General features: G+C 61.7%; 15 protein-coding genes and 1 pseudogene. 13 read left to right on the plus strand and 3 right to left on the minus strand.

The genetic code is table 11. The features are described from left to right. Window positions 1–115: 115 nt before the first annotated feature. Together J2R80_RS13370 and J2R80_RS13375 are read left to right on the plus strand one after the other, a co-directional pair. Window positions 116–616: an NUDIX domain-containing protein gene (locus J2R80_RS13370; protein WP_253638700.1), complete on the plus strand. Its 501-nt coding sequence runs from the start codon at window positions 116–118 to the stop codon at window positions 614–616. After that, window positions 613–1,077 (plus strand): metallophosphoesterase family protein, encoded by a 465-nt coding sequence (locus J2R80_RS13375; RefSeq protein ID WP_253638701.1) that lies wholly within the window; start codon window positions 613–615, stop codon window positions 1,075–1,077. Before J2R80_RS13370 ends, J2R80_RS13375 begins: the two co-directional genes overlap by 4 nt. 76 nt (window positions 1,078–1,153) lie before the next feature. Here J2R80_RS13375 and ligD read toward each other — a convergent pair whose 3' ends face one another. Further along, on the minus strand, window positions 1,154–2,101 hold the full coding sequence (gene ligD / locus J2R80_RS13380; RefSeq protein ID WP_253638702.1) for a non-homologous end-joining DNA ligase: 948 nt from the start codon (window positions 2,099–2,101) through the stop codon (window positions 1,154–1,156). Window positions 2,102–2,254: 153 nt separating this feature from the next. Between ligD and J2R80_RS13385 the strand changes: the two are divergent. The 4 genes and pseudogenes from J2R80_RS13385 to J2R80_RS13400 form a co-directional block, all read left to right on the plus strand. Continuing rightward, a pseudogene (locus tag J2R80_RS13385) lies at window positions 2,255–2,500 on the plus strand (cell envelope biogenesis protein TolA); the annotation flags it as partial. A gap of 479 nt (window positions 2,501–2,979) precedes the next feature. Next, complete coding sequence (locus J2R80_RS13390; protein ID WP_076830891.1) at window positions 2,980–3,168, plus strand: hypothetical protein; 189 nt, start codon at window positions 2,980–2,982, stop codon at window positions 3,166–3,168. A gap of 534 nt (window positions 3,169–3,702) precedes the next feature. Continuing rightward, window positions 3,703–4,596 carry an ArdC family protein gene (locus J2R80_RS13395; protein WP_253638703.1) on the plus strand — a complete coding sequence of 298 codons (894 nt, stop codon included), beginning with the start codon at window positions 3,703–3,705 and terminating at the stop codon, window positions 4,594–4,596. 716 nt (window positions 4,597–5,312) lie between these two features. Continuing rightward, window positions 5,313–5,624, plus strand: a complete 312-nt coding sequence (locus J2R80_RS13400; RefSeq protein ID WP_253638704.1) for a DUF736 domain-containing protein — start codon at window positions 5,313–5,315, stop codon at window positions 5,622–5,624. 188 nt (window positions 5,625–5,812) lie between these two features. Here the strand turns inward: J2R80_RS13400 and J2R80_RS13405 are convergent, their stop codons facing one another. Next, on the minus strand, window positions 5,813–6,049 hold the full coding sequence (locus J2R80_RS13405; protein ID WP_076830916.1) for a helix-turn-helix domain-containing protein: 237 nt from the start codon (window positions 6,047–6,049) through the stop codon (window positions 5,813–5,815). Between the two features lie 218 nt (window positions 6,050–6,267). Here J2R80_RS13405 and J2R80_RS13410 point away from each other — a divergent pair, with 218 nt between their 5' ends. Continuing rightward, entirely contained in the window at window positions 6,268–6,540 is a 273-nt protein-coding gene (locus J2R80_RS13410) for a DUF2285 domain-containing protein (RefSeq protein WP_076830883.1), read from the plus strand. 602 nt (window positions 6,541–7,142) lie between these two features. Here the strand turns inward: J2R80_RS13410 and J2R80_RS43435 are convergent. Next, window positions 7,143–8,318, minus strand: a complete 1,176-nt coding sequence (locus J2R80_RS43435) for a transposase (protein WP_309143753.1) — start codon at window positions 8,316–8,318, stop codon at window positions 7,143–7,145. A 1,351-nt stretch (window positions 8,319–9,669) separates the two neighbouring features. On the opposite strand from J2R80_RS43435, the gene J2R80_RS13430 reads away from it, so the two are divergent. The 6 genes from J2R80_RS13430 to J2R80_RS13455 all read left to right on the plus strand — a co-directional run bounded on the left by J2R80_RS13430 (window position 9,670) and on the right by J2R80_RS13455 (window position 16,799). Beyond that, window positions 9,670–11,460 (plus strand): chloride channel protein, encoded by a 1,791-nt coding sequence (locus tag J2R80_RS13430; RefSeq protein ID WP_253638705.1) that lies wholly within the window; start codon window positions 9,670–9,672, stop codon window positions 11,458–11,460. Window positions 11,461–11,914: 454 nt separating this feature from the next. Further along, complete coding sequence (locus J2R80_RS13435; protein ID WP_253589115.1) at window positions 11,915–13,429, plus strand: porin; 1,515 nt, start codon at window positions 11,915–11,917, stop codon at window positions 13,427–13,429. A gap of 104 nt (window positions 13,430–13,533) precedes the next feature. Next, entirely contained in the window at window positions 13,534–13,851 is a 318-nt protein-coding gene (locus J2R80_RS13440; RefSeq protein ID WP_141340634.1) for an L-rhamnose mutarotase, read from the plus strand. Beyond that, window positions 13,844–14,494: an RraA family protein gene (locus J2R80_RS13445; RefSeq protein WP_141340633.1), complete on the plus strand. Its 651-nt coding sequence runs from the start codon at window positions 13,844–13,846 to the stop codon at window positions 14,492–14,494. The genes J2R80_RS13440 and J2R80_RS13445 overlap by 8 nt, the downstream gene beginning before the upstream one ends. 2 nt (window positions 14,495–14,496) lie before the next feature. Next, entirely contained in the window at window positions 14,497–15,609 is a 1,113-nt protein-coding gene (locus tag J2R80_RS13450) for an enolase C-terminal domain-like protein (RefSeq protein ID WP_141340632.1), read from the plus strand. 116 nt (window positions 15,610–15,725) lie between these two features. After that, window positions 15,726–16,799 (plus strand): Ldh family oxidoreductase, encoded by a 1,074-nt coding sequence (locus J2R80_RS13455; RefSeq protein WP_253638706.1) that lies wholly within the window; start codon window positions 15,726–15,728, stop codon window positions 16,797–16,799. Window positions 16,800–16,815: the final 16 nt, after the last annotated feature.

The following is a 16,815-nucleotide window of genomic DNA, read 5'->3' on the forward strand; positions in this document are numbered from 1 at the left end:
GAAGTAACGGTGCATAGGACCGTGGACGAGGCTAAGCAGGCGCTGGGCGAGCGCGGTCCGGTATGGCGGGACGACGGCTCGCCGGCTCTCGATTGCTCTGCAAAGTAGGAGCGATATGGCTGCGGTGAAAAAGACTTCCAGATCGACCTTGAGCGCGGGGATTCTCGCATACCGCAAGGGCGTTCGTGGGCTCGAGGTACTGCTCGTTCATCCCGGCGGTCCGTTCTGGCGTAAGAAGGATGATGGCGCCTGGTCCATTCCTAAGGGCGAAATCGATGCCAATGATGCTCCGGAGAACGTCGCTCGACGCGAATTTGCCGAAGAACTCGGCCCGAGCGCTTCGATTGGTCTACTCCAGGCGCTGGGGGAAGTCCGACAGCGAGGAGGGAAGCGCGTCATCGCGTTCGCCGGCAAGGGCCACTTTGACCCGGGGGCGCTGACCAGCAATAGCTTCGATATCGAATGGCCGCCCCGAAGCGGTCGACGGCAGAGCTTTCCCGAAGTCGACCGAGCGGAATGGTTTGATATCGAGCTCGCGCGGACCAAGATGCTGTCCGCTCAGGTAGAGTTTCTCGATCGTCTTTTGGCAATCGCAGTTGAGAGCGCCGGGAAATGAGCTTCCGGATTGGAATAATTTCGGACACGCACGGCCTGTTGAGGCCCGAGGCGGAACGAGGCCTGACGGGCGTCGATCACATCATCCATGCCGGGGACATCGGGCGCCCCGAGATCGTCGACGCGCTTCGCCGGATCGCGCCCGTCACGGCCATTCGTGGAAACGTGGACAGTGGCGAGTGGGCTCGCGACTACCCCGACACGAACCTTGTGCGCCTGGCGGGAAAGTCGATCTACGTTCTGCACGACTTGAAGACGCTGAAGGCCGATCCCGGTGGCGGCATCGACGTCATCGTCTCCGGGCATTCCCACGTGCCGAAGATCGACACGGTCGGTGGCATTCTCTACCTGAATCCCGGCAGCGCGGGACCTCGGCGTTTCAAGCTGCCGATCACGTTTGCGACGCTCGAACTCACGCCTGACGGCATGCGACCGGAAATCCACGACCTTGAAGGCGACTGAGTGCCACCGCGGAGGGCCGGAGGAGGCGAGTGCGTCAATCCTTCCGTTTGCCGGGTTACGCCCCCGGGGGGAAGCGCTATTTGCGCGGACGTTCTCGCTCGCGCACGACCTCCTTCGCCCGCTTGTCGGACCTGAGCCCGAGATAGACGGGCTGGCGCAGTTCGCCCTTGCTCGTCCACTCCGCGAATTTGACCTCGGCAACCAACGAGGGCCTGACCCAGGTCGTGGCGGCCTCGTCCTTCACTTTGGCAGGGAAGGGTGATTTAGGGGTCGTCAGCTTCACGAGCTTGGCATGGAGGTCTTCCAGGACCTTGTGGCTGAAGCCAGTGCCGACATGTCCGATATAGCGCCATGTTTCGTCTTCCCGCACGGCGAGGACCAGGGCGCCGAAGAACGGCCTGGTGCGCTTAGGCGCTGTGAATCCCGCGATCACCACTTCCTGCCGCTTTGCTGTCTTGATCTTCAGCCAATCCGCCGTCCGGCTTCCGGACGCATAGGCGCTGTCGGCGCGCTTCGCCATGACGCCTTCCAGACCTTTCCGCTCGGCCTCGGCGAAGAATTTCGTGCCGTTCGCTTTGCGGTGACGGCTGAAGGCGATCAACCGGTGGCTCGGCAGGATCGCTTTCAGCCGCTCCTTGCGCTCGAGAAGAGGCCGTTTGCGCAAGTCAATTGCGTTCTGAAACATGAGATCGAAGGCGCAATACAGGAGCTTCGCTTCATGGCGCAGCGCGTTCTGCAGCAGCTGGAAATGCGAAACGCCGTCCTTTCCGATCGCCACGAGCTCGCCATCGATCACGGCGTCGCCCTTCACGCCCTCCAGCGCGTTGGCGACCTCAATATAGCTGCGGCTGATGATCTTGCCGTTGCGGCTGTAGAGCGCAACCTTGCCCCGCCGAATTTCCGCAATCATCCGGAAGCCATCGTACTTATCCTCGAAAACCCAGCCGCGGTCATCGAACGGCGCGTCGGTGAGCGTAGCGAGCATCGGCTGTAGGCGTTTGGGCAGGGTCGACGTCCGGCTCATTCAATGGCCAATCCTTCAGCGCGTGTTGCGTAAGGCACGGACGTCCTTCAAGAATGAGGGAACGCTGAAAGCCATGGCATGTTCCGTCAGACGCCGCGGCATATCGCAGGGTGCGCGACGTTAACTATCGAACGGGAAGGTCTGATCAGACCGATGGCCAGAAAACTGAGAACCTACCAGACTTCGCTGGGCTTCTTCGATCTGGCGATAGCCGCTCCTTCCATGAAAGCGGCTCTGGAAGCGTGGGGCGCAGACAGCAATCTCTTTCATCAGGGCGCGGCGAAGGAAAGCGAGGATCCGGACGTCATCGCCGCAACCATGGAAAAGCCTGGCGTCGTGCTCAGGCGCCCGGTCGGATCCGACGGATCTTTCAAGGAACGTGCCGAGCTGCCCACGGATCGTCTTCTTGCCAGCGACCGTCAAACTAGTCAGCCAGTTGTCAAGTTCGCCGCCCCGAGTGACAAACACGCCATAGCTTTCGAGCGTGTCGAATAGCTAATCGGCCGCACGTCGACTCATCCATCAAGGAGTCTTACCTGCCATCCTGTCCGAAGGTCGGGGCCATACTGCGGTCGACTTCGTCGAAGCTGGAGTGGCGTTCTTCGACCGCGAGAAATACCCCGACTGCGAAATCTCGGACGAAGAATTTGCATCCCTGCACACATCGCGAAAGTCTGAGGACGTTGTCGAGAGCAAACCGTCTGCGGACATCCGTTTTGTTGGCTGCTTAATGAGCAATGGGCGCTACCTGTCGGCGAGAGGGGCGCCAGACAGGAAAAGTTGGACGCTCAACGATGATCCATCTTGAATGCCGATGACCAGACATTGTTTCGCTAAGAAGCTGTGTTACAAGCCGCTCCTAAATCTAAGGAGCTGTCATGGCGAAGAAAGCAACAAAGAAACGTGCCAAGCGTCGCGAATGGACCAAGGCCGATGTCAAGGAATTGAAGGCGCACTCGAAGGCACGCACTCCGGTCGTTAAAATAGCCAAGATCACCAAGCGCACTGTCGGCGCGCTGCGCCAGAAGGCGCTACATCTCGGGATCGGGCTCGGACATCAGCGGTAACGAATAGAAGAGGGGGCGCGTCGTTGACGCGCTCCGCCAGCTTACGGCCTTACGCTGCAGTAAGCGGCGGCACGAAGCTTCGAGGCGGTACGGGGCCAATGCGGCTCGCGGTTGTGGCTGTCGTGCATTCTTGAGCTTTGCTCCTATCTGCGGGAGCCTTGCGCTTGCGAGCAGACTCTTGTCGATTACTTCCATAGCTTTCCGAGAAAGCTAGGCTCGCTCGGCGCGACCGCCATGCTTTTGAAGCCGGTGGTCTGGTACGACATCACCTAGCGCGTTCTCATTTTCAGACGTTGCCCGCGAGGCCCGACCACGCTCGTAGGTATGTTCTGGGGCCTGCGGCCCCCAGGCCGTCAAGGCCAAGCCCCCATGAAGAATGGGGGCGGAAAACGGGGGCCGTGTAGTCACCTCGCTTCGCTTGGCTCCGGCCCGCACCAGCCCCGCTCGTTTTCCGGCCTGTAACGGCCAACCCCCCGCTCATTGGCGCTGGCCTAGTTCCGGTTGCATGCGCAACCGGCAAACTAGGAGAAGCTCATGAAAGCCGACGTTTACCAGAAGATCACGGATCAGATCGTTCAGAAGCTGGAGCAAGGCGTAAGGCCTTGGCATCAACGATGGAAAGCGGAACATGGCACGGGGCGCATCTCGCGACCTCTGCGCGGCAACGGCATTCCTTACAATGGCATCAACATTCTCATGCTGTGGTCGGCGGCCGTCGCGAACGGTTACACCGCACCCATCTGGATGACTTGCAAGCAGGCCAGCACGCTTGACGGCAAAGTCCGCAAAGGGGAGACCGGGACGCTTGTCGTTTATGCCGACAGGATCGTTCGCAAAGAGACCAATTCCGAAACAGGCGACGAGGCCGAACGCGCGATCCCCTTCATGAAGGGCTACACGGTCTTCAATGTCGAGCAGATCGACGGGCTTCCGTCGCACTACTACGGCCAGCCAGACCAGCCGACCGCCCCCATTCAGCGCACCACCCATGCCGACGCGTTCTTTGCGGCAACCGGAGCCAATATCGTCCATGGCGGCAGTCGCGCCTGCTATGTTCCCTCGACCGACAACATTCATATGCCCTGCATCGACTTCTTCCGCGATGCGATCAGCTACTACGCAACGCTTGCGCATGAATGCACGCACTGGACACGCCATGAAAGCCGGTTGAATCGTGACTTCGGCCGCAAACGTTTTGGGGATGAAGGCTATGCGGTGGAAGAACTGGTCGCCGAACTGGGTGCGGCCTTCCTGTCTGCCGATCTCGGCCTCACGCCGGAGGTGAGGGAGGACCACGCCGCCTATATAGCGTCCTGGATCAAGGTCCTGAAGAACGACAAGCGCGCCATCTTCACCGCCTCATCGCATGCGCAGCGCGCGGCGGATTATCTTCACGCGTTGCAGACAGAAAATTCCGCCGCGGCCTGAGCCGCGGCGTCTCGAAGCAGACATGACCGGACTACGTAGCGGAGCCGCGCGAGCGTCCCCCGGCAAGTGCCAAAATTTCGGCCGCGCCTGACCGGCGCGCGGCCGATTTAGTTTGCGTACGCGGCGGCGACCGCTGCTTGGAGGCCCCGTCATGATCGAGACCTTAATCACCTTGATCTACGCCGTCTGCGGCCGCCAAGGGATCGTTATGTCGTGCTCGTCATTCAGCATCGAGCGAGAAGGCCGAACGCGCTGCTCGTGTAATGCCTGGAGCATTGAGATTGCGGTCTGTCGCATCGCTCCAGACGTAGCTTCGCCTCGGCACGCGGGACTGCGAGGGATACGCCTCCTAGCTGTTGATACACCAAATGTCAGCATGTGCCCGATCGATTTGGCTCAAGTCCTTGTACTGCGCTGGTGTCGGCCGCCACGGTGGTCTCCGTCGGTTCGTTCATGGCGCGTCCAACGCAACCTCGAATGGGCTGATCAGGCCCGAGGGGCGGCCAAGGCCTCGATCGCCTTGCCGCAACGGCTGCGCCTGCTTTTTTCCCCTGCCGCGAAGTGGCGGCATTCCTCGCGGGGAGACAAAAAAGCAGGCTTGTCGCCGTCCTCCGCTGCGCTGCGGGCCCAAAAGGCTGCGGGCCGATCGCTCCCCGGGCCAAGGATCGCCATCGAGGCTGCGATGGGCGCGGCCCGAGCAGCAAACGGAGACCATCATGGCTACCATCGGCACCTTCACCGCTTCGGACAACGGCTACGTCGGCTCGATCAAGACGCTGACGCTGAACATCAAGGCGCGGTTCGCCGCATCCGAGAAGGACAACGACAAGGCGCCCGACTACCGCATCTTCGCCGGTGTGACCGAGTTCGGCGCCGCCTGGAAGAAGACCGCCCGCGACAGCGATCGCGAATACCTCTCGGTCAAGCTCGACGACCCGAGCTTTCCGGCCCCGATCTACGCCTCGCTGGTGAAGGTCGACGGCGACGAGGGCTTCACCCTGATCTGGTCGCGCCGCAGCGGCGACTGATCCCTTACGGATCTTCGGCCCCGCCTCCCCGGAGGCGGGGCTTTTTGCGCTTCTTGCGCGCTCTGAAGGAAGCGAAAAGAGCATTTTCCTTCCATCAGTTCGTGACAGTAACTGCGCAATGATGCTCGTCCTTAAATCGAGCAGCCAAGCGGCGAAGACCGTCGGCTCCTTCTGATACCAAGAGTAAATTAGAGCTTGGGACTTCTAAGTCGGACCCCTTCGCCTTTTAAGTCAGCGGAAATAAATTCAATCCCGGCTTTCCTAAGAGCAGCCTCGATTGCATTGGTGGTGCTCGCACGAGGGTCCGAACTTCCCCTCTCAATCCGTGCGATCGCGTTAATGGCAACGATCGCCTTGTCTGCCAAGTCCTGCTGGGTCCAACCTAGAAGGGCTCTGGCCGCCCTAATCTGTCTTGCGGTGATCATGCAGATCACCATTGCCAGCTCTAGCAAATTCGCCAGTAATAGGGTAATTATAGATGCAACTAGGTGTATTTTAGACCTAATCGCAGAGGTAACTAGGCTGCCCGAGTTCCCGAGTCAGAAAATGCACTTTCAACGAAGTCGAGAGCACGCGGCATGCCAAAGATGCTTATTTGAACACCGCACATCCCATGTCTCTTCCTCGTAAGGCGTAGCCTCCGATGTCCAAACCGCCGCTCAACCCCGATGTAGCGGACGCTGCACCCAGCGATCAAACCGCAACATCCTATGACCATCAGCATGCCATCACGTATTTGCGTCTGCTGCAGGCCGAAAGTGAAGGCGCCGACTGGAGGGAAGTCGTTCGAATCGTGTTGCATATCGACCCCGAGGTTGACCCTGACCGCGCGCGCAACGCATACCAGAGTCACCTTGCGCGCGCGAAGTGGATGACCGAGGAGGGCCGTCTCTTGCGCGGCGCGGAGGCAAGTTAGAAGAGTTTGTCGACCAACGCGCCGGCTTGGAAATCATCCTTTCCCGCCAAAAACATGGTCATCGAGAAGCACCACGTGGTGCCAGACCAGGGGCGTCCTACAACTCGCTCGTTCACAATTGTTGCACCGCAATCCTTGTTGGATTGCGTGCATGCGGGTGGAAGCCATACCTGGGTTCGACTGACGGCTGCTGGAATTCTGCTAGCGCCTTCAGGACGCTGAGATCTCCGACATCGCTCGGGAATGTCTTCGTCGTAACGCGGACATCGGCGCGACTATGAAGCGATGGTCGGCGGCAGCCCAGGTGGCGAAGTGACATCCGTATTCAGGAGGAGACGCGGTATCTGCTTTCGCCCATGGCCCGGAGAGATTGTTCAAGCAACGGACGATCTTTTGGGCGCTCGATGGGCTGCCAACTACCGTGCCGGTCGCGGTGACCGCGTCCCTCGTCCGGAGTGGCTCAGAGTCTCGTCCGTTGCTCGATCTCGCGGCTGGCCAGGTCCGCCGCGGAGGCGACGGCTGCCAGGTAGTGCTGCGCATCGGCGCAGTTGATCACCGTGTCTGGTCAAGAGAATCACCCAGCCGTGACGCTCATTAAGTAGTCAAGTTGGCGTTCGACGGCGAATGTGACGCGTGGGCGTGCGCGGCCCGACGACCTTGGCGCGGCATGCACGGGCGTGCGCCAGGTCCATCCGTTTACGAGTTATCAGCGACGCGAGCGGTTGAGCGCGGCTCCTTGCGCGCGCGATGCAGAGTGCCGGCAGCACATATCGCGCCATCACAGAAGCGCGGTTCGCTGAGAAGCTTATCCCGGATCGTGCCTGGAAAACGCACGACCTGCGCAGCCGAACCGTCCGTCTGACGCAGAGGCAACGCTTAGGGCGCAGCCGGCCGTTGCTCAAATGGGATGGCTGTCGCGTGGTCGGCGAGCGCGAACTTTCTCTCATAAACTGGCAGTCCGATGATGCGCTGGATGGCCGCGAGATTGCGGGACCATTCCTCCCTCCAGACCAATATTTACGGGGCCGGCGAGCGCGGTAGTGGTCCAGGGCGGCCACTCCACCGGCGTGCAGCAGCTTTACCCTGGAAGGGCGCGAGCACGACGGCATGCTTGGCTCCGTCGAGATGCGCGCGTTTGGGCTGTTGTGCCGCTGCTCTTCGCTTTGAGGCTCTGCAGCGGTCTGCTCTTGCGAAGAAACGGCGTCGCAGCCGGCGGCGAGCTGCCGCATCACCGCGGCCGGAGTGCTGCCGGCCGGCGCAAAGACACGCGGTCCATCGGCCAACTCGATCGCGACCGTGCCGTCCGGCGGCTGCACCAGATCGCGCAAGATAGCGAGCGCTGGGAGCTCATTGGCCGCGCTGTCGGCGAGCGTAACCATCGCGAGTTGCGGTGCCTTGCGAACGGTCAGGCCGAACTTGACCCGCCGGCGGACCACCATGCTGGTGGCGACGCCATGGCGGCAGCAAACCTGCGCCACGCTGACGCGGGGTTTCTCCGTCTCCCGCACGATCACCCGCTTCTGCCCGTTGCTGAACCGACGCCGCCTCGACCGCCCGTCCACCGCTTCCGGCGTCAAGCGGCATTTGCATGGCGCGCAACTGGCAGCGCTGCTTGTTTGAGCCCAGGCACTCGGATGAAGCAACAATCGCCACTCCGTCTCGTCGTCGGAGTCTTCGAGACGATCGCGCCAGATCCGCAACGAATCGGGCGAAAGGCCGAGCGCCGCGGCATGCTTGGCATGCCCGATGCAGCTCCAGTTCGTCGCCTCGACATGCATGCTCCAGAACGCTCGAAGCGCGATCGGACCGCAGTTCGTGCGCACGCTATGGCGATAGCGCGTGACCTCTTGCGTCGCTTCGGCTGCCGCTTCTTGCGCTGACGTTCTGCCGTTGCTTGGTACAAATTCCGGAGCTTTTCCGCATGTTTGCGTAAGTCTTCCGGACTCATCAGATGGCACACCCACGCTCAAACGTTGCCATCGAAAGCACTGGTCGCTGCGGTACCGGCTCTCAACGTGCGTGGGTGTTGGCCTTTGCCCACGAACGGCGAAGCGCCGTCTGACATCCTCCACTGCAGCAAAGAACCCGAAATGGAACGAGAACACACTGTGGAAGAGTTGTGCAGGGACCGGACGCTTAAAGACGACCGAGCGATGGCGAGATAAAAGGGCGCAATGTGCGCCGCGGTCGGTTCGTTGTGTTGTTTGGAGTTTTCCGCCTGCCGCGCAAGGTGCTTGCCTGGGCAACAATGTGCGCGCTGCACGCAAGTCACTGACACTCCGCGATCTAATAAACATTGCCGAGGTTGGCGGCGGCTGAGGATCGTGAGTTTCGCATCCGGCCCGGCGGCATCTGCTCATCCACTTCGCAGCGGGCGCGGCGCTTTATTGCGCAGGCGATCGCGGCGGCGCAGAGGGTTGGCGGGCAGGTGCCCCGTTCGGACCGCATTATTACGGGCAACCGGTCACGCCTCGGGCGCGGCCGGATCGCCAGCGTGCCGGCCAACCACCTGTTGACGGGGCGCTCGTGCCTCGTCGTGATCAAGACCCGCGTCATCCGTCACATCGCCCGCGCCGCGCCGTTCGTCGCCCACCTCAATTATCTCCATCGCGAGGGGGGGCGACGACACGGACAAGGCGCGGCTGTTCGGGCCGCAGACCGAGGACGTCGTCGGCCGTGCCCTCGCGGAGCGAGAGCGGCCGTCATCACTTCCGTTTGTGTCGCCGAGGACGCGGCAGCCATGGCGGGCCTCAAGTCCTTCGCCCGCGAGCTAATGGGCCAGGTGGCGAAGGATCTCCTTGGCGGCTCGGGCTGGCTAGCAACCTGTTGATCGATCACCGGACCCGGAGGCGACGATGGCGCCTGCCTTACCGTCTGTCAGAACGATCACCCGGCCGATCAACTGCTTCCCCGGCAGCGTGCAGTTCGCGGAGGATGCTATTGGCTCTGCCGTATGGCATCAGGGGCCAGTGTCGAGTACCAGCTTGGTAGGTCCATCAGCAATTGCACCCAGAACTGGCAATTCTGATTCTCATTGACCTGTCCAGATTCGCGGAGCAGCCTAAAGCCCGATGGGCATCGCACATCCGGTCCGCCGAGCTTTCTCTGGTAGGACCTTACAAGAGCCGAATGGTGTTGGCGATCCGCCGCATTGTCCTACGAAGAGCAACCAACAAAATGTTGGTTCGGGTGCGCGCGCTTTTGCGTCGCAACGAATTCTATCTGATCCCGCTGGCGCTCCTGGTAGGCCTCATGGCGGGTGTCATTGTCACGCTGATGAGCGAGGTCGCCCAGATCGCCCATGTCCTGATCTACGGGATCCCGATCGACGTCCGCCTCAGCGCCCATGACCATATCAACCCGTGGGCGGCGCTGAGCGCCCCCGTGGTCGGAGGGCTCGCGCTTGGGATCATGGAGTGGTCGCGGCGGCGCCTGAAGATATCGAGCGCGGTCGACCCGATCGAGGCCAACGCGCTGCGCGGCGGACATCTCTCGCTCCGCGACAGCGTGGTGGTCTCGAGCCAGACCCTGATCTCCAACGGCTGCGGCGCGTCGGTCGGGCTCGAGGCGGGCTACACCCAGATCGGCTCGGGCGTCGCCTCCCTGCTCGGCCAGTTCCTCAATTTGCGGCGCACCGACCTCCGCCTGATCGTCGGCTGCGGCGCGGCCGCCGCGATCGCGGCGGCGTTCGGCGCCCCGATCACCGGCGCGTTCTATGCCTATGAGCTGATCGTCGGCGTCTACTCGGTGGCGAGTGCAGCCCCCATTCTCGCCGCGTCGCTGTCGGGCGCGCTCGCCGCGCAATGGTTCGGCGGCTCGCCCTATTTGCTGGAAGTTCCGAGCGTCGGCTCGGTCAGCGTCGAGCAATACCTCGCCCTCATCGTGCTGGCGTTGATCGCCGGTGGTGTCGGAATTCTGGTGATGCGAAGCTCCGTTCTGTTCGAGCGCATGTTCACACAATCCTGGCTTCCGCTCTGGATCAGGCCGGCGATCGGCGGAATTTGCGTCGGCGCGCTGGCGATCGTCACGCCGCAGGTGCTCGCCGCCGGCCACGGGGCGATGGTGCTCGATATGCACCACGAGATGGCGGCGGGCCTGATTGCGACGATCATCGTGCTGAAGCTTGCCGCCTGCATGATCTCGCTCGCCTCCGGCTTCCGCGGCGGTCTCTTCTTCGCCTCGCTGTTCGTCGGCAGCCTGCTCGGAAAATTGTTCGCCGCGCTGGTGATCCTCGCGAGCCCGAAGCTCGGAATTGATCCCTTGGTCGGCATGCTCACGGGCATGGCGACGCTCGGCGTCGCCATCGTCGGCGGTCCGCTGACGATGTCGTTCCTGGTGCTGGAGTTGACACGCAGCGTCGACGTCACCGCCGTTGTGCTGGCTGGCTGCATCGTCACCAGCATCTGCGTCCGCTTCAGTTTCGGCCATTCGTTCTCGACCTGGCGCCTGCACCTGCGCGGGGAGACTATCCGAAGTGCCAACGACGTCGGCTGGCTGCGCAACCTGTCGGTGGAGCGGATGATGCGCAGCGACGTCGCCAAGGCGCCATCGACCTCGACCATCGCGGCCTGCCGCCGCGAGTTCCCCTTGAGCTCGCTGCAGGCGATCGTGGTCGTCAACGACGCCGACGAATATTGCGGACTGGTGCTGCTTCCAGAACTTTATTCCGTCGAGCTCGATACCATCGCGGACGACATCCAGGTGGTGGAGCTCGCGCGCTATTTCGACGACGTGCTGCTGCCCGAAATGAACGTGAAGACCGCGATGGCCGTGTTCGACAAGGCGGAGGCGGATCTTCTGGCCGTGGTCGAATCCGCCGATAGCCGAAAGGTGATCGGCTATTTGCCCGAGTCGCTCGCGCGCCGTCGCTATCTCGAAGAGATCGACCGAGCAACCGGCGGCGTGCTCGGGGCAGTGTGAAGAGTTTTAGCAAGGGGACCACCGGACCGGCAGCAAGCCGAGTAGGAAAGCCTCGTAACTGGTCCTGGACTTGCCTCGGTGCTCGGATCAGCTTGCCGAGTGGCTTCTGGCTTCGCAGGCAACGGCCGGCTCTTCGCTCCTGACCACCACAGAGTTTCTCGATCTCGGGCTGGCAGGCGCTGCGAATCTGTCCCTCGCTATGTGGTGTCCCCCCGATCCTTTGCGCGAAACCAGCCACGATTTCCTCAGGCTTGCGGCCTGTCCTTGCGAAAAACGCCGACGATATTGATCGACCCCAAATTGGTCGCATCGACCCCGATTTGTCCGGGGTGGCGCTCCCCACGCTGTACTAAATCACGCTGTGTCGCGGCCCTCCGCGTTGCTGCGGCCCTAACGGGTGCAGTCCCGATCTTTGAAGGACGGAAACGATGTTTTCTTGCTTGGAGGTTCATCGATGAAACTAACAAAGTGTCTTGTCCTCGGTTCTGCGGTCATGTTTGTGGGCGCCAGCGCGCAGGCAGCCGATCTTCCCGTGAAAGCGAAGGCCGTCGAGTACGTGAAGATTTGCTCCTTGTACGGAGCTGGATTTTACTACATCCCCGGCACCGATACTTGCATCAAGCTCGGTGGTTATGTGCGAGCCGAGGTTGGATTGAATACAAACGCATTGCACGATACTACCAATACTGGTGTCGCTGGTGCGCAAAACCGCCTCCGCAATTACTATACCACCAAGGCCCGTGAAGACCTGAACATCGATACGCGCACCGCGACCGAATACGGCGTGCTCCGAACCTTCTTCGATGGGGCCTTGACTTGGACGTCGGGCGGCTATGCAGGTACCGGCACAACGGCTGTGAATGGCTCGACTGCCTACAGCGGAGCTGGTGTCGCTGGTGGTACGCTCGGTGTCTACTACGCGTTTATCCAGTTCGCTGGTTTCACAATGGGCAAGGCGGTCTCGCAGTTCTCCTCGCCTTGGGTCAACTATCCGGCCAATAACTTCGACGGTCTGCCCGGTGCTGGCGGCTCGGTTACTGGTGTGAACCAGTTCAGTTACACGGCTGAATTCGGCCAGGGCATCACGGCTGCGATCTCCGCGCAGGACCAAGTTCAGTATAATACGACCAACATCTGGAACGTGAGCGGTGCAACGGTCGCCGGACTTGCGACCGGAGCTTACGGCGCGAACGACATCGGAGGCGCGTGGTCTCCTGACCTTGTCGCCATGGTTCGCGTTGATCAAGCTTGGGGTCTCTTCCAGGCGTCGGTCGCCGCGCATGACAACCATGCCGCCTACTACGGCGCCGACGAAACGACTGGCCATCCGGACGACAAGTGGGGCTGGGCCGCTCAGTTGGCCTTGTCGATCAAGAATCTGCCCACCGGCGCGGGTGATACGATCAACATGTCTGGCGTGTATACGAACGGTGCGAGCCGTTACAACTTCCAGGACCTGATGACGACCACATACGCAATGTACGGCGGTACCCGTTTGGCGGGTGCTTACCAGAGCGTTGGCCTTGCAGGTCTGTCTGACTCCGTGTTTGTGGCTGGCTCCGGCCAGCAACTGACCACGACTTACGGCGTCCAGGGCGGCTATACGCACAACTGGAATCCGTACTGGAACACGGGTATCTATAGTGCTTGGGCCGCTGTCCGGTATAACGGCACAGCTAAAGGCTACATCTGCGGCGCCTTCGTTGCAGGCCTAGCGCTCTCGAGCGGCGTTGCCGGTTGCAACCCCGATTTCAACTACGGGGTAGTCGGTGTGATCACGCGCTGGACACCGGTCAAGAACCTGACCTTCTCGGCCGACCTCGCTTACAGCATGCTCGACCAGAAGTATGCGAGCGGAAGCAAGGTGACCCTGCCTCTGCAGTCGGCTATCGCGAAGCCCGGCGCCATGTATGAGCTTAAGGATCAGAACGCTCTGACGCTGCTGATCCGCGCTCAACGCACCTGGTGAGGCTCTGACAAACTAGTTGTACGCCAAAGGCGGTGCGGCTCATCCGCTGGCGGCTGCGTCCGACGCGCCGGGTCTCGGCATCGATTGGGACTGGGACGCGATCGGTGCGATGCGCGTCGATCAAACCGGAGCGTATCGCCGAGTATAAGCGGCTGCATGGGGCCGCCTGGCCAGAGATCCTGGCCAGGATCTCCGAATACAACATCCGCAACTGCACGATCTTCCTGCGCATGCCGGAGAACCTGTTGTTCGGCTACTGGAAATATCACGGCGAGGATTTTTCCGGCGACAGCGCGCGGATGGCGGCCGACCCAAGGACCCGCGCATCGTGGGCGCTTGCGGACCCGATGCAGGTGCCGCTCGTGAGCCGCGCGGAGGGAGAGCATTGGTCGACGATGGAAGAGGTATTACACCATGACTGAATCGCTGACCGAGCGTTTGTCGCGCTGCTACACTGGCGTCGTGCATGACGTCATGCGCGGCAGGGGCCTCGCCGACTTCACGCTGCCGCCGGAGATCACGCCGCTCGTTCCGGAAAAGGTGCTGTGCGGGCCGGTCTTCACCATCGAGGGCCACGTCGACGATCGCGCCGAAGCGCACCAGACCTTGCTTGAATGGACCGGGCTATTGTCCAAGGCTAAACCCGGCCACATCTGGGTGTGCCAGCCGAACGACCGCGTCATTGCCCAAATGGGCGAATTGTCGGCCGAAACGTTGCAGAAGAAGGGGGTGCTCGGCTGTGTGATCGACGGCAATATCCGCGACGTGAACTTCATCCTCAAGATCGGTTTCCAGTGCTGGCGGCGCCGGCATACGCCTCGCGACGTTGTCGGCCGCTGGCTCCCGCGCGGCTTCGACGTGCCCATTACCATCGGCGACGTGCTGATCCGGCCCGGCGACTATCTGATCGGCGACCGTGACGGCGTCATCCGCGTCCCGCAAGAACTCGTCGGGGCAGTTACCGACGAGGCCGCCGTCGCGATGAACACCGAAAACAAGGTACGCAAGGCGATCCTCGACGGGATGGACCCGCGAGAGGCCTATCTGACATACGGCAAGTTCTGACCATGCGGATCGCCACGGTCGACATACGCTGTTGTCATCACCGCGAGGTGTCCCTTGCTGAGGATACGCTGCTCGGCACCAGCAATCGAGATGGGTTTGAATTCGTCGTCTACACACTGACGACGGAAGAGGGGCTCTCGGCTTCGATGTTCGGCTTTGCCGGCCGCTCTGCACGTGGCTCAGGCGAGCTTGCGGCGGCCGCATTGAAGCCACTTCTGATTGGCCGTAATGCGCTCGACCGCGAGGCGCTCTGGCACGAGTTCCGGAAAGTTGACCGCTTCTGGAGCCATCTGCCGATCTATTCCTACGGGCCGGCCGATGTTTGTCTTTGGCTCCTGGGCGCTGAAGCCGCCGGACAGCCGCTGCATCGCTACATTGGCGGCTGCCGGACGGAGGTGCCGACTTACTTGAGTTCGATGTTTCTAAAAACCGCGGACGACTATGTCGCCGAGGCGGTTGCGGCCAAGGCTGGCGGCTATGCGGCGTACAAGCTGCATCCGCCGGGCCGGTCCGTCGGCGAGGATATTGAAATCCATGCCGCCGTGCGCGCAGCGGTAGGGGCCGAATTCACGTTGATGAGCGACCCGGTCGCCTTCATGACGCTCGACGAAGCGATACGCTATGGGCGAGCTCTCGAACGACTTGATTATCGCTGGCTCGAAGAGCCTATCCCGGATGAAAACTTCTCTGCGTTGCGCGAGTTGTCGCGGGCGCTCGACATTCCGGTCATTGGCACTGAAGTTTTAGCCAAACATCCCTACAGTGTGGCCGAATGTGTCGCTGGTCGCGTCGTCGATGCGGTTCGCGCCGATGTCAGCTGGGCGGGTGGGGTGACCGGCGTCCTGAAGACCGCGCATCTTGCCGAAAGCTTCCACATGAATTGCGAGATTCATTCGGCCATCTTCCAGCCGCTTGAACTCGTCAATCTTCACCTCTGCGCAGCCGTGAAGAACTGCAGCTATTTTGAGCTGCTTTGCCCCCGCGAAAAATTCGAGTTCGGGCTGGCGTCTCCGCTGCCGGTCGAAGGCGGCATCGCAACATTGCCGGAAAAGCCAGGTCTCGGCGCCGAGCTTGATTGGGATTTGATCGACAATGCCACTGTCGCGCAGCTCTGAGGCGGAGGCTCGGAGGGAGCAATCTTTTCGAGTCTGACAATCACAAACAACACTGGGAAGACGTTCATGACCTTCTCTATCCTTGCGTTCTGCCCGAAAAGACACGCGGTCAAATTATGAGCGCGGATCCCGAAGCTGCTGGTGCAAGCTACCGCGCCAGCGCCCTTGAAGCCTGCGCCAGTGCTTTGCTCGAGCGTGCCGGGCTTGCTCGTGACCGGACAGCCGATATTGCCCCGGTACTGGTCGAGGGCGACTGCTTCGGGAAATCGACCCATGAGCTGGCGCTACTGCCTCTCTATCTGCGCGAGATTGAGAGTGATGAGATGTCTGTTGTGGGCGAACCCGAAATCGTCAATGACTTCGGCGCGCCTGACTTGGGATGGGCACAAGCTTCCCGGGCCCTGGCTGTTGCGGCGCGCGACGCAAGAAGCAATGTCGCGGGCGGCCCGGTTCGGGATGGGGGCGATCGCCATCCAGCGCAGCCACCATACGCCTGCCTCGGCGCCTATCTGAGGCCGGCAGTTGACGCCGGCTACATGATGCTACTGACACTGACCGATCCCGGCCATAGCAGCGTCGCGCCGTTCGGTGGGGTAACGCCGGCTCTGACGTCGAACCCGATGGCGTTCGGCACACCCGCCACCAATGGACCGGTGATGATCGACATGTCCACCGCGCTGTTGACGAACGGCGCGATCGCCGCCTATCGGCAGCGCGGTGAGCAGCTGCCGCACCCCTTTTTGATGGATAGCCAAGGCCAACCCTCGACCGATCCCAACATCATGGCAGCTATCCCGCCAGGTACGGCTCTGCCTCTCGGCGGTCTGGAGGCCGGCCACAAGGGCTATTCCCTCGGTCTCATCGTAGAACTGCTGACGGGCTGCCTTAGCGGGCGGGGACGTGCTGACGCAACCGACGGCTGGAGTGCGGCGGTTTTCATCCTCGTCATCGACCTCGCCGCATTCGGAGGGGCCGACGCTTTCCGGCGTCAAGTAGCGGCGCTTGCCGGCATGTGCCACGCATCTCAGACGCGGCAAGGCTTCGAACGTGTCGAACTGCCAAGCGCTCACGCTCTTGCGCGGTGGGAGTGGCAGCTTCGGGACGGCGTCCGACTGTCAGCCAGCATCAGCGCTGAAATAGTGGAATGCGCGAGGCGCTTCGAGGTGCCGATGCCGGATCCGATTCCTTGAGACCGGTGCCGAGCAA

The sequence above is a fragment of the Bradyrhizobium sp. USDA 4541 genome (genome assembly GCF_024171085.1).
GTDB lineage: Bacteria > Pseudomonadota > Alphaproteobacteria > Rhizobiales > Xanthobacteraceae > Bradyrhizobium > Bradyrhizobium australafricanum.